Source organism: Pseudomonas maioricensis (assembly GCF_022790535.1).
Lineage (GTDB): Bacteria > Pseudomonadota > Gammaproteobacteria > Pseudomonadales > Pseudomonadaceae > Aquipseudomonas > Aquipseudomonas maioricensis.
Genome location: NZ_LOHG01000021.1, coordinates 18208 through 30704, shown reverse-complemented (window position 1 = coordinate 30704; position 12497 = coordinate 18208). Strand labels below are relative to the sequence as shown.

General features: G+C 57.5%; 11 protein-coding genes. 9 read left to right on the top strand and 2 right to left on the bottom strand.

The features are described from left to right. Window positions 1-108: 108 nt before the first annotated feature. The 5 genes from AUC61_RS23150 (at window position 109) to AUC61_RS23130 (ending at window position 5278) form a co-directional block, all read left to right on the top strand. Window positions 109-1101, top strand: a complete 993-nt coding sequence (locus AUC61_RS23150) for a 2-dehydro-3-deoxygalactonokinase (protein ID WP_243248504.1) — start codon at window positions 109-111, stop codon at window positions 1099-1101. A gap of 1 nt (window position 1102) precedes the next feature. Then, the gene (locus tag AUC61_RS23145; RefSeq protein ID WP_243248503.1) at window positions 1103-1732 is read left to right on the top strand and encodes a 2-dehydro-3-deoxy-6-phosphogalactonate aldolase; all 630 of its coding nucleotides are present in this window, start codon (window positions 1103-1105) and stop codon (window positions 1730-1732) included. Window positions 1733-1780: 48 nt separating this feature from the next. Continuing rightward, window positions 1781-2929: a galactonate dehydratase gene (gene dgoD, locus AUC61_RS23140; RefSeq protein WP_027900875.1), complete on the top strand. Its 1149-nt coding sequence runs from the start codon at window positions 1781-1783 to the stop codon at window positions 2927-2929. Window positions 2930-3080: 151 nt separating this feature from the next. Next, entirely contained in the window at window positions 3081-4391 is a 1311-nt protein-coding gene (locus AUC61_RS23135; protein ID WP_243248502.1) for an MFS transporter, read from the top strand. Window positions 4392-4468: 77 nt separating this feature from the next. Then, on the top strand, window positions 4469-5278 hold the full coding sequence (locus AUC61_RS23130) for an IclR family transcriptional regulator (protein ID WP_243248501.1): 810 nt from the start codon (window positions 4469-4471) through the stop codon (window positions 5276-5278). A gap of 114 nt (window positions 5279-5392) precedes the next feature. Here AUC61_RS23130 and AUC61_RS23125 read toward each other — a convergent pair whose 3' ends face one another. Then, window positions 5393-6445, bottom strand: a complete 1053-nt coding sequence (locus AUC61_RS23125; RefSeq protein WP_243248500.1) for an NAD(P)-dependent alcohol dehydrogenase — start codon at window positions 6443-6445, stop codon at window positions 5393-5395. A gap of 177 nt (window positions 6446-6622) precedes the next feature. Here AUC61_RS23125 and AUC61_RS23120 point away from each other — a divergent pair, with 177 nt between their 5' ends. After that, on the top strand, window positions 6623-7528 hold the full coding sequence (locus AUC61_RS23120) for an AraC family transcriptional regulator (protein WP_243248499.1): 906 nt from the start codon (window positions 6623-6625) through the stop codon (window positions 7526-7528). Window positions 7529-7600: 72 nt separating this feature from the next. On the opposite strand, the gene AUC61_RS23115 is transcribed toward AUC61_RS23120, so the two are convergent. After that, entirely contained in the window at window positions 7601-9256 is a 1656-nt protein-coding gene (locus AUC61_RS23115; protein ID WP_243248498.1) for an electron transfer flavoprotein-ubiquinone oxidoreductase, read from the bottom strand. A 539-nt stretch (window positions 9257-9795) separates the two neighbouring features. Here AUC61_RS23115 and AUC61_RS23110 point away from each other — a divergent pair. The 3 genes from AUC61_RS23110 to AUC61_RS23100 all read left to right on the top strand — a co-directional run bounded on the left by AUC61_RS23110 (window position 9796) and on the right by AUC61_RS23100 (window position 12486). Beyond that, on the top strand, window positions 9796-10545 hold the full coding sequence (locus tag AUC61_RS23110) for an electron transfer flavoprotein subunit beta/FixA family protein (RefSeq protein ID WP_243248497.1): 750 nt from the start codon (window positions 9796-9798) through the stop codon (window positions 10543-10545). A gap of 2 nt (window positions 10546-10547) precedes the next feature. After that, complete coding sequence (locus tag AUC61_RS23105; protein WP_243248496.1) at window positions 10548-11477, top strand: electron transfer flavoprotein subunit alpha/FixB family protein; 930 nt, start codon at window positions 10548-10550, stop codon at window positions 11475-11477. A 184-nt stretch (window positions 11478-11661) separates the two neighbouring features. Further along, complete coding sequence (locus tag AUC61_RS23100) at window positions 11662-12486, top strand: substrate-binding periplasmic protein (protein ID WP_243248495.1); 825 nt, start codon at window positions 11662-11664, stop codon at window positions 12484-12486. The last annotated feature ends 11 nt before the right edge of the window (window positions 12487-12497 follow it).

Here is a 12497-nt window from a genome sequence, read left to right as displayed (position 1 = left end):
GCTAAAAAATCCCAAAATATGGGATTCAAATTTACATATTGAGATATTCGCCGTTTCAGGTTTATAGTCCTCCTCGCACTCACTGCTCAAAAAATAATAGGTGAAGCGATGCAAGCGCATTTGATCGCGCTCGATTGGGGGACAACCTCACTTCGTGCTTATCGACTCGGCGACCATGGCCGGGTTCTGGAACAGCGCTCGCTGAGCGCAGGCATCATGCAACTACCGGGTACGCCGCGCATGATCGCCGGCGAACTTTGCAGCGACGGTTTTGAACTGGCGTTCGACGAAGCGTGCGGCGACTGGCTAGACGCCGAGCCTGATCTGCCGGTCATTGCCTGTGGCATGGTCGGTAGCGCCCAAGGCTGGCGGGAAGCGGTCTACCGGGAAACCCCGGCCAGCGTTTCCGGCCTCAGTTCCGCTCTGCAAACCGTACGCAGCCTGCGTGGCGTCGATGTCCACATCATCCCGGGTGTACTTCAGCGTTCGGTGCTGCCCAACGTCATGCGGGGCGAAGAAACCCAGGTGCTGGGTGTACTCGCCGGTTTATCCGCGACCGAAACCCTCAAACCTCTGTTGATCGGTTTGCCCGGCAGCCACTCCAAATGGGTGCAGGCTGTCGACGGTTGCATCCTGCACTTCGATACCTTCATGACCGGCGAAGTGTTTGCCGCGCTAAGCAACCACACGATTCTCGGGCGCACCATGCAACGCAGCGATGCTTTCGATCAGGCGGCGTTCGATCTTGGCGTGGCGGTGGCGTTGTCGCCTGATGGTGCCGTAGGACCGCTGTCGACCATCTTCAGTTGCCGCACCCTTGGGCTAACCGGCCAGCTCAGCGCTGATGCCCAGCCGGACTACTTGTCCGGTCTGCTGATCGGTCATGAGCTGGCAACCCTCGCCACTCTGCAGCGTGCCGATCATTGCGAATTGCCTCCCGTCATTCTTCTGGGTGGCGAGCAGCTGTGTCTGCGTTATGGGCGAGCGTTGCAAGCCTGCGGTTTTCTTCACGTGACGGTGGCAGAACAGGCCACTGAGCGCGGTCTCTGGCAAGTGGCGCTCAAAGCCGGCTTGCTCGCTTCTCATCCATTAGAGGTCTGACATGCTCAAGCAAGCACTGCTCGAAAACGGCTTGATCGCCATTCTGCGCGGCCTGCGCCCGGCCGAAGCTCCCGCCATCGGTGATGTCTTGTACCAGGCAGGTTTCCGGGTCATCGAAGTGCCACTCAACTCGCCGCAGCCCTACGACAGTATCCGTCTGTTACGTCAGAGCCTGCCTGCCGATTGCCTGATCGGAGCGGGCACCGTGATGACCCCTGAACAGGTCAATCTGGTCAAGGAAGCGGGCGGGCAGGTCATTGTTATGCCGCACAGTGATGCGAAGGTGCTGCGCGCAGCCAAAGAAGCAGGATTGTTCCTGTCGCCTGGCGTGGCCACGCCCAACGAAGCCTTCGCTGCGCTGGCTGAAGGTGCTGATGTGCTGAAGCTGTTTCCAGCCGAGCAAATGAGCCCGGCCGTCGTGAAAGCCTGGCTGGCGGTTTTACCTATGGGGACTGCGCTGGTTCCGGTGGGTGGCATTACGCCGGACAACATGAAGGTGTTTCTGGATGCAGGCGTCAAAGGTTTCGGCCTCGGGTCGGGCTTGTTCAAGCCCGGCATGAGCGTGGCTGATGTGGGCGAGCGTGCTCATGCCTATGTCGCAGCCTGGAAACAGCTTACCGAACGTTTCTGAGTTAACCAGAGCGCTAAAGGCGCCACTTCAAATAAGAGAATCGCACACATGAAAATCACCAAACTCACGACTTTTATTGTCCCGCCGCGCTGGTGTTTCCTCAAGGTTGAAACCGACCAGGGTATTACTGGCTGGGGCGAACCGGTGGTTGAGGGCCGCGCCCACACGGTTGCAGCGGCTGTTGAGGAGCTGTCTGATTACCTGATCGGTAAAGACCCGCGCAACATCGAAGACATATGGACGGTGCTTTACCGTGGTGGCTTCTATCGCGGCGGTGCGGTGCACATGAGTGCTTTGGCCGGTATTGATCAGGCGTTGTGGGATATCAAGGGCAAGCACTTGGGTGTGTCGGTCAGCGATTTGCTCGGCGGCCAGGTGCGCGACAAGATCCGTGTTTATTCATGGATCGGCGGCGACCGCCCGGCGGACACCGCCCGTGCCGCCAAAGAAGCGGTGGAGCGGGGCTTCACCGCAGTGAAGATGAACGGTACCGAAGAGCTGCAATTTCTCGATACCTTCGATAAGGTCGACCTCGCGCTGGCCAATGTCGCAGCGGTGCGTGATGCGGTCGGGCCTAATGTCGGGATTGGCGTCGATTTCCATGGCCGGGTGCACAAGCCCATGGCCAAGGTTTTGATGAAAGAGCTGGATCCGTACAAGCTGATGTTCATCGAAGAGCCGGTACTCAGCGAGAACTACGAAGCGCTGAAAGAACTGGCGCCGCTGACCAGCACGCCGATCGCGCTGGGTGAGCGACTGTTCTCGCGCTGGGATTTCAAGCGCGTGCTGAGCGAAGGCTACGTCGACATTATTCAGCCTGATGCTTCCCACGCCGGTGGTATTACCGAAACCCGCAAAATCGCCAACATGGCAGAAGCCTACGACGTTGCCCTCGCACTGCATTGCCCGCTGGGACCGATTGCCCTGGCTGCGTGCCTGCAACTGGATGCGGTCTGCTACAACGCATTCATTCAGGAGCAGAGCCTGGGTATTCACTACAACGAGAGCAATGACCTGCTCGATTACATCAAGAACCCTGAAGTATTCGACTACGACAAAGGCATGGTCAAAATCCCCAACGGGCCGGGCCTGGGCATCGAGATCAACGAGGAGTACGTCAAAGAACGCGCGGCCATCGGCCATCGCTGGCGCAACCCGATCTGGCGTCATGCCGACGGCAGTTTTGCGGAGTGGTGATTTCTCAGGCTGACGCCTGACCCTTGTAGGAGCTGCCGAAGGCCGCGAAAGCGATCTGCCTGAATCACCGCGATTCGCAGCCTTCGGCAGCTCCTACAGGCGTTCACCCAGTTCATAGCGACCTCAATAAAGACAAAAAGAGGCACCTCACATGCAAACCCGCACACTCGAAGGGGCGGCGTCATTAGTCACGCCTACCCGCAAACGTTATTTCATCATGGTCCTGTTGTTCATCACGGTCGTGATCAACTATCTGGACCGCAGTAACCTGTCCATCGCTGCGCCAGCCTTGACCAGCGAGCTGGGTATCGACCCGGTGCATGTCGGGTTGATTTTCTCTGCATTCGGCTGGACTTACGCCGCCATGCAATTGCCCGGTGGCTGGCTGGTTGACCGTGTACCGCCGCGGATTCTGTACACCGCCGCGCTGGCGCTATGGTCCATCGCGACCATCATGCTCGGATTTGCTGCCAGCTTCATCGCGCTGTTCGTATTGCGTATGGCAGTGGGTGCGCTGGAAGCCCCGGCGTATCCCATCAACAGCCGCGTTGTCACAACCTGGTTCCCCGAGCGTGAGCGGGCTACGGCCATTGGTTTTTACACCTCAGGACAGTTCGTCGGTCTGGCATTTCTGACACCAGTGCTGGCCTGGCTGCAAGCGCACTACGGCTGGCACATGGTGTTCGTCAGCACGGGTGCAGTGGGCGTGCTCTGGGCGGTGATCTGGTACATGGTGTACCGCGAGCCTCGTGATTTCAAAGGCGTGAACGACGCGGAGATTCAACTGATCCGTGAAGGTGGCGGACTGGTGGATATCCAGGCTGACACGGCCAAAGAAAAACGTCCGTTCAGTTGGGCGGATCTGGGCATCGTGCTCACCAAGCGCAAGCTTTGGGGGATCTATCTGGGCCAGTTCTGCCTGAACTCGACGCTGTGGTTCTTTCTGACCTGGTTCCCGACCTACCTGGTGAAATATCGCGGCATGGATTTCATCAAGTCTGGCCTGCTGGCGTCGCTGCCATTCCTCGCAGCATTCGTCGGTGTGCTGTGTTCGGGGTTCTTCTCCGACTGGTTGATCCGTCGTGGTTACACCGTTGGCTTTGCGCGCAAATTACCGATCATTGCCGGTCTGCTGATTTCTACCTCGATCATTGGCGCCAACTTCGTTGACTCGACGCCACTGGTCATCGCGTTCCTGGCGCTGGCGTTCTTCGGTAACGGTCTGGCTTCAATCACCTGGTCGCTGGTCTCGACCCTGGCTCCGGCGCGTCTGCTGGGCTTGACCGGCGGGACCTTCAACTTCATCGGCAATCTCTCGGCCATTGCCACACCGATCGTGATTGGCTTCCTGGTCTCCGGTGATTCTTTTGCGCCTGCCATCACCTACATTGCAGTGCTGGCGCTGATTGGCGCGCTGTCCTACATCCTGTTGGTGGGCAAGGTCGAGCGTATCGAGCTTTAACCGTCGGCATCGCGGTTGGCACAGATACAGGCTGGCGGCGATAATGCCGCCAGCTTTTTGATGGGATCAGGTCTGATATGTCGCAAGCGTTCGACGACACAGCAAGCAGCACCTCCAGGGATTCTGCACCGACCGGCACACAAACGCTGCTGCGTGGGCTGGGCGTGGTCCAGGCCGTCGCTAGCGGTGCTCGGGATCTCAAGGAAATCGCCCGGCGCATTGGAACCACGCGCAGCACGACCCACCGGCTGGTGAGCTGTCTGGTAGAGGAGCGCTATCTGCGAGTTTTACCGCAGGTCGGTTATCTATTGGGGCCGAAGTTGATCGAGCTGGGTTTCCAGGCGCGTGAAGAGGTGCCTTTGGCCATGCTCGCCCGGCCGTACCTGGATGAGCTTTCGCAGTTGACTGGCGACACCGTCCACCTCGCTATTCGCGATGGCGACGAAGTGCTTTACCTGCACAAGAACCCAGGCCGTAACGGTCCGGAGATGCGTTCGCGGGTCGGGCATCGCATGCCCTTGGCGCGCACCGGGATTGGCAAGGCATTGTTGCTGGACAGTCCTGAAAGTGAATGGCAGCGTCTGTATCAGGTCAGTCTGCCGCAGATGGCGCCGAATCCTTTATGGCCGGCCCATCAGGAGCAATCCTGGGAGCAGGTTCGGCAACGTATGCATGAGTATGTCGAGGGCGGTTACGCTTTTGATCTGGAGGACAACGAACCTTCGATTCGCTGCGTGGCAGCGCCGATTCGTGATGCGGGCAAGCACATTGTTGCCGGTATCAGCATCGCCAGTACCGTGCCTTACATGCCGCTGGAAAAAATGGCCGAGCTGGTGCCGTTGATCAAGCAGGTGGCGGCCAGGTTGTCGGCTGAGTTAGGAGGCTGAACACCAGTATCTGTAGGAGTGAGCTTGCTCGCGATGCGATATGACAGTCGATAATTAACTGACTGGTCTGACGCTATCGCGAGCAAGCTCACTCCTACCGTATTTCTGCGGTTGTTACGCCTTCAACGTCGCCATATCAATCACAAAGCGATATTTCACATCGCCTTTTACGACGCGCTCAAACGCTTCATTGATATTGCGGATGTCGAGCATTTCGATATCACAGGTGATGTCGTGTTCGGCGCAGAAATCCAGGACTTCCTGAGTTTCTGCCATACCACCGATCATCGAGCCCGCCAATACTTTGCGGGACATGACCAGATTGACCGCGTTAACCGGCGGATCTACAGGCTCGATCAGCCCGACCAGAATGTGCACACCGTCGAAGCGCAGGGTTTGCAGGTACGGGTTGAGGTCGTGCTGCACGGGGATGGTGTCCAGCAGGAAGTTAAAGGTCCCGGCAACGGCTTGCATCTGTGCTTCGTCGGTGGAAATGACCACGTGATCAGCGCCCTGACGACGACCTTCCTCTGCCTTGCTGGCGGAGCGGGTGAACAGGGTGACTTCAGCACCCATCGCCTTGGCGAACTTGATGCCCATGTGGCCCAGGCCGCCCATGCCCAATACGCCAACCTTGTCGCCCGCTTTGACGCCGTAGTGCTTGAGCGGCGAGTAGGTGGTGATACCGGCACACAGAATCGGTGCGGCGCTTGCCAGGTTCAGTTTCTCCGGGATGCTCACGACAAAGCGCTCGCTGACCACGATGCTGTCCGAATAGCCGCCCATCGTCAGGCTGCCGTCAATGCGGTCTTTGCCGGCGTAAGTCGGTGTCATGCCGTTCTGGCAGTAGTTTTCCAGGTCCGCTTTGCAGGCATCGCAGCTGCGGCACGAGTCAACCATGCAGCCAACGCCGACCAGATCGCCGACTTTGTATTTGGCGACATCAGCACCGACGGCGGTCACTTTGCCGACGATTTCGTGGCCGGGCATCAGTGGGTAAGCAGCGAAGCCCCACTCGTCGCGGGCCTGGTGGATATCGGAGTGGCAAACGCCGCAGAACATGATGTCAATGGCCACGTCGTCCGGGCGCGGGCTACGGCGTTCGAAGGACATGGGGGCGAGGGGCGCGGTCGATGATTGAGCGGCATAACCGATAGCTGTGTACATGATGAACCTCGCAAGGTGATGACAAATTGAACTGGTAATTGTCCGGGAACGGCTTTTTCAGGGCCATGAACATTCCTCCGTGAGTCATGCCTATTCCTACGGATATTGGTGGCTCAAGATTGCTCTACGGCGCATATCTGCGATGATGCAAGTGTCTAATCCTCTGCTCGGTGCCTCATGTCGTTGCCTCATCATTCCGATGCCAATGCCACTCTCGTTTCGCTGATCAAGCCTTTGGCGACACGCCCGGGTTTTGTGCCGACGCTGCTGCCTGAAGTCAACGTGGTGTCGCTCTCTACCTATGTGGCAAGCAGCCCGCAGATTTACGAGCCGAGCCTGATGATCATTGCTCAGGGCGGTAAGCTGGCCAGTCTGGGGTCGCGTACTCTGGATTACGGTGCCGGGCATTATCTGGTTCAGGCGCTTTCGGTGCCGTTCATGTGTGAAACGTTCGCCACGCCTCAGGCGCCCTTGTTTGGGGTGTCAGTAGCGATTGATCGTGTGATGTTGGGCGAGTTGGTGCAGGCCATGGGGCCTATGCCTGATCAGGTCGTCGAAGCGCAGACACCTGAATCAATGACGTCTGCTGTGCTGGATGCGCCGATGCGTGAAAGTGTCGAGCGCTTGTTGCGCTGCCTGCATGATCCACTGGATTGTCAGGTCATGGGCCCGTCACGCTTGCGCGAGGTGCTTTACGCTGCGTTACGTGGCCCACAGGCCGGTGTCTTGCGCGCGCTGGTCGCGCAGCAGAGTCACTTTTCCCGAATCGCCGCTTCACTGGCTTATCTGCACAGTCATTACGCCGAGCCGCTGAATGTCGAAACCCTGGCACGGCAGGCGAACATGAGTGCTTCGACGTTTCACGAGCATTTCAAACGCAGCACATTGTTATCGCCGGTCCAGTATCTGAAACGGCTGCGCCTGCTCAAGGCCCAGCAAATGTTGATTGCCGAAGGAATGGGAGTGGCACAGGTTGCGCATTGCGTTGGCTATCAGAGCACCTCGCAATTCAGTCGCGAGTACAAACGCTACTTTGATCGAAACCCGGGCGAAGAGGGCGTTCACCTGCGAATCCCTGCCTGATTTGTGAATAAAAAAAGCCCCGTAAGGGGCTTTTCTCTTGCAGCTTGCAGCTAAGAACTTGCCGCTGTTCTTTTACATATTCGGATACGTTGGGCCGCCGCTGCCTTCTGGTGTCACCCAGGTGATGTTTTGCGAAGGATCCTTGATGTCGCAGGTCTTGCAGTGCACGCAGTTCTGGGCGTTGATCTGGAAGCGCTTCTCGCCGTCTTCCTGCGTGACCACTTCATAAACGCCTGCCGGGCAGTAACGCTGGGCCGGTTCGTCGTACAAGGGCAGGTTGGTGCTGATCGGGATGCTCGGGTCAGTCAGCTTCAGGTGGCAAGGCTGTTCTTCTTCGTGGTTGGTACCGGAGATGAACACCGAGCTGAGCTTGTCGAAACTGAGCTTGCCGTCGGGTTTCGGGTAGTCAATCTTCGCCGAGTCCGCGGCCAGCTTCAGGCAGGCATAATCCGGCTTGGTGTCGTGCAGGGTAAACGGCAGCTTGCCGCCAAAGATGTTCTGATCAACAAAGTTAAACGCGCCGCCGATGATCGCACCGAACTTATGCAGTGCCGGACCGAAGTTACGGCTGGCGAACAGCTCTTCATGCAACCAGCTGTTTTTGAATGCGGTGACGTAAGCGTTCAGTTCATCGCCGCCTTCCTTGCCTGCCAGCAACGCTTCTGCCACCGATTCAGCCGCCAGCATGCCGGACTTCATGGCGGTATGGCTGCCTTTGATCTTGGCGAAGTTAAGCGTGCCCAGATCGCAGCCGATCAGTGCGCCACCCGGGAAGACCATTTTTGGCAGCGAATTCAGGCCGCCCTTGCAGATCGCCCGCGCGCCATAGCTGATGCGTTTGCCGCCTTCCAGGTACTGGGCGATGACCGGGTGATGTTTATAGCGCTGGAATTCGTCGAACGGCGACAGATAAGGGTTGCTGTAAGACAGGTCGACGATGAGGCCAACGACCACCTGGTTGTTTTCCAGGTGATAAAGGAAGGAGCCGCCCATGTTGTCGTCGTCCAGCGGCCAGCCGGCGGTATGTACCACCAGACCTTGTTCGTGTTTAGCCGGGTCGACTTCCCACATTTCCTTCAGGCCGATGCCGTAGTGCTGTGCGTCAGCTTCGGTATCAAGGTTGAAACGTTTGATCAGTTGCTTGCCAATGTGTCCGCGGCAGCCTTCGGCGAACAGCGTGTACTTGCCACGCAACTCCATACCGGGCGTATACAGCCCGTCTTTTGGCTGGCCCTCACGGTCGACACCCAGGTCGCCGGTAATAATGCCGCGTACTACGCCGTTTTCGTCGATCAGGGCTTCCTGAGCGGCGAAGCCCGGGTAGATTTCGACGCCGAGGTTCTCGGCCTGCTGAGCAAGCCAGCGGCACAGGTTGCCCAGCGAGATAATGTAGTTGCCCTCGTTGTGCATGGTCTTGGGCACGAACAGGTCAGGGACTTTTACTGATTTTTCAGCGCTGCGCAGAACATAGATGTCATCGCGCTTGACCGGAGTGTTCAGCGGTGCGCCGAGGTCTTTCCAGTCCGGGAACAGCTCGTTCAGGGCGCGAGGTTCGAACACTGCGCCCGAGAGGATGTGTGCGCCAACTTCGGAGCCTTTTTCCACCACGCAGACGCTGATTTCCTGACCGGCTTCAGCAGCCTTTTGCTTCAGACGGCACGCGGCAGAAAGCCCGGCGGGGCCGGCACCGACGATGACGACGTCGAATTCCATAAATTCGCGTTCCACAGGCTATCTCCTACTCAAGGCTCACAGTATTTTTTTATATGAAGCGTACAGGCTACGTGTCGGGCATCAGCAACCCGCGCACGTTCAAATGCGGCGCATTATATCTACACCACCTGACAGGGCCAATACAAACGTTTGTTTGAAATGGCCGCAGGCCATATAAAACATAGATGCGCGGCTCATGACTGGCGGTTTTGTCGTATTGACCGCATAACGGGTTGCGGTCAAGATACGGACGGTTTTGCGCTCGCCGTAGGCTGGACATCGCCTAAACTGCACCTCTGAGGCGTCACGAGCGCGCTACAGGCAAATCCAGGTCGCAAATATGCGGGTGCGAAGTTTACACGCCCGTTTGCGTCAGATGTACGGCATCTGGCGTTTATCCCTGTTTTTGGTGGCTTGTTTATTGAGTTCACCGTTCGTTCTGTACGAATACGGCTGTTTCCAGAGGTGGTATTGCTGCACTGATGACGTATATCAATCGCTTGGCTAGCTGCTAGCCGGGCGACTTCTTTTCACCGGAGAGAAACGAGGAATCCATGAAGGTTCTTGTAGCTGTCAAACGAGTGGTCGACTATAACGTCAAGGTTCGCGTCAAGGCGGACAACTCCGGCGTCGATCTCGCTAACGTCAAAATGTCGATGAACCCCTTCTGCGAAATCGCTGTGGAAGAAGCCGTACGCCTGAAAGAGAAGGGCGTTGCGACCGAAATCGTGGTGGTTTCCATTGGCCCGACCAACGCTCAGGAGCAGCTGCGTACCGCGTTGGCTCTGGGGGCCGATCGTGCCATCCTCGTTGAGTCCGCTGATGAGTTGAACTCCCTGGCTGTTGCCAAGTTGCTCAATGCCGTCGTTGCCAAGGAGCAGCCACAGCTGGTTATCCTCGGCAAGCAGGCGATCGACAGCGACAACAACCAGACTGGCCAGATGCTCGCAGCTCTGAGCGGTTTTGCTCAGGGTACCTTTGCTTCGAAAGTCGAAGTGAGCGGTGACAAGGTTGCTGTGACCCGTGAGATCGACGGTGGTCTGCAAACCGTTTCGTTGAGCCTGCCAGCGGTGGTCACCACTGACCTGCGTCTGAACGAGCCACGCTACGCCTCGCTGCCAAACATCATGAAAGCCAAGAAGAAGCCGTTGGAAGTGCTGACGCCTGACGCTTTGGGTGTTTCCACCGCATCGACTACCAAGACCATCAGGGTTGAAGCACCTGCTGCACGTAGCGCGGGCATCAAGGTCAAGTCGGTCGCTGAATTGGTCGAGAAACTGAAAAACGAAGCGAAGGTGATCTGACCATGACTATCCTGGTAATCGCTGAACACGACAACGCTGCATTGGCTCCGGCCACTCTTAACACTGTCGCTGCAGCTGCCAAAATCGGTGGCGACATTCACGTACTGGTTGCCGGTGCAGGCGCTTCTGCTGTTGCCGACGCTGCTGGCAAAGTAGCGGGTGTGGCTAAAGTGCTGGTAGCCGATAACGCCGCCTACGCCCATCAGTTGCCGGAAAACATCGCTCCACTGGTCGTTGAACTGGCCGGTGGTTACAGCCACATTCTGGCTGCTGCTACTTCCAACGGCAAAAACATCCTGCCACGCGTTGCTGCCCTGCTGGACGTTGACCAGATCTCCGAGATCATCTCGGTGGAATCGGCAGACACTTTCAAGCGTCCGATCTACGCCGGTAACGCTATCGCCACAGTGCAATCGTCGGCGTCGGTCAAAGTGATCACCGTTCGTGCCACCGGTTTCGATCCGGTTGCTGCTGAGGGTGGTTCTGCCGCGGTTGAAGCAGTTTCCGCTGCTCATGATGCAGGCAAGTCCAGCTTCGTTGGCGAAGAACTGGCCAAGTCTGATCGTCCAGAGCTGACAGCTGCCAAGATCGTCGTTTCTGGCGGTCGTGGCATGCAGAATGGCGACAACTTCAAGCACTTGTACGCGCTGGCGGACAAGCTGGGTGCCGCTGTTGGCGCTTCCCGTGCCGCAGTGGACGCAGGCTTCGTGCCGAACGACATGCAGGTCGGTCAGACCGGCAAGATCGTTGCTCCTCAGTTGTACATTGCGGTGGGTATTTCCGGCGCGATCCAGCATCTGGCGGGTATGAAAGATTCCAAAGTGATCGTCGCGATCAACAAGGACGAAGAGGCTCCTATCTTCCAGGTAGCCGATTACGGTTTGGTCGCCGACTTGTTCGAAGCAATCCCTGAGCTGGAGAAGCTGGTTTAATCCAGACGCCTGCCTTATAACTGCTTCTATAGAAGCCCGTTCGTTTCGGCCTGTGAGCATTGCACCGAGTGCAAGTTCACGTGATCCGGGCGAGCGGGTTTTTTATTGGCTGTCTTTCTATAGGCAAATAAAGCGATGGGCAAAAAAACCTTGGCGCAAAAAACTGATGCATAAAGGACTCTCCATGGCTCGGCCAACAAAGCTGCTTTCAGCGCTCGCAATCGGCTTGCTCGTCCTGCCCGTTCAGGCGTTTGCAGCAGGCAAGTGCGAACGTTTGATCGTTACCGGCAGCCCGGATGCGCCGCCTTATCTATGGCGTGACCCTCAGGATCCGAAACACTTGATGGGTGCCAATGCTGACCTGTTCAAGCAGGCGGCGCAGGAGTTGGGCATCAAAGTCGAAGTGTTATATGCCGGTAAACGAAGCCAGGCGCTTGAAGAGGTGCGTAGCGGTCGTATGGACATGCTGGTGGATGCGCCCTTGAATCAGACTGAGCTGGAGGCGCTGGACTACATCCATCCGCCTCTAATCCAGAATGAGATCATGGTCTGGACCGGTCACGATCAGGCATTGCCGCTCAGCACACTGGCTGATCTTCAAGGTCACACTGGCGCTGCTTCCGAAAGAATTCGCCTCACGCAAGCGTTCGAGGCGGCTGCCAAGGCGCACCTTACGCTTGAGCGTCTTCCCAATCTCACAGAGGCCTTCCAGAAGTTGATGCTGGGCCAGGTAGACTACGTGCTTGCCAGTCGTTATCCGGGCATGGCGATGGTGCAGACGCTGGGGCTTGCCAAGGATCTGCTCGCGCGCCCGGAGCCTGTGGACCGGCCGGGCCTGTATCTCGCGCTGTCGTTCAACTCGGCCTGCAATGATCCCTGGCTTCGCGGACAACTGGCCAAAAAGATGACAGAATCGGCCGCCTCTGGTCTGTCGGGCGAAGCAGTTAAACGCAATCTGGAAATCTGGAAGGCTCAACTACTGCAACCGGCCAGCGCCTCAAACAAGTAGGAATGTTTTTT

Bases quoted from the DNA above. Each gene is read 5' to 3' on its own strand.
- AUC61_RS23150 (WP_243248504.1), top strand. From the start codon at position 109: ATGCAAGCGCATTTGATCGCGCTCGATTGGGGGACAACCTCACTTCGT.
- AUC61_RS23130 (WP_243248501.1), top strand. From the start codon at position 4,469: ATGTCGCAAGCGTTCGACGACACAGCAAGCAGCACCTCCAGGGATTCT.
- AUC61_RS23100 (WP_243248495.1), top strand. From the start codon at position 11,662: ATGGCTCGGCCAACAAAGCTGCTTTCAGCGCTCGCAATCGGCTTGCTC.
- AUC61_RS23125 (WP_243248500.1), bottom strand. From the start codon at position 6,445: ATGTACACAGCTATCGGTTATGCCGCTCAATCATCGACCGCGCCCCTC.
- AUC61_RS23145 (WP_243248503.1), top strand. From the start codon at position 1,103: ATGCTCAAGCAAGCACTGCTCGAAAACGGCTTGATCGCCATTCTGCGC.
- AUC61_RS23110 (WP_243248497.1), top strand. From the start codon at position 9,796: ATGAAGGTTCTTGTAGCTGTCAAACGAGTGGTCGACTATAACGTCAAG.
- AUC61_RS23135 (WP_243248502.1), top strand. From the start codon at position 3,081: ATGCAAACCCGCACACTCGAAGGGGCGGCGTCATTAGTCACGCCTACC.
- AUC61_RS23105 (WP_243248496.1), top strand. From the start codon at position 10,548: ATGACTATCCTGGTAATCGCTGAACACGACAACGCTGCATTGGCTCCG.
- dgoD (WP_027900875.1), top strand. From the start codon at position 1,781: ATGAAAATCACCAAACTCACGACTTTTATTGTCCCGCCGCGCTGGTGT.
- AUC61_RS23120 (WP_243248499.1), top strand. From the start codon at position 6,623: ATGTCGTTGCCTCATCATTCCGATGCCAATGCCACTCTCGTTTCGCTG.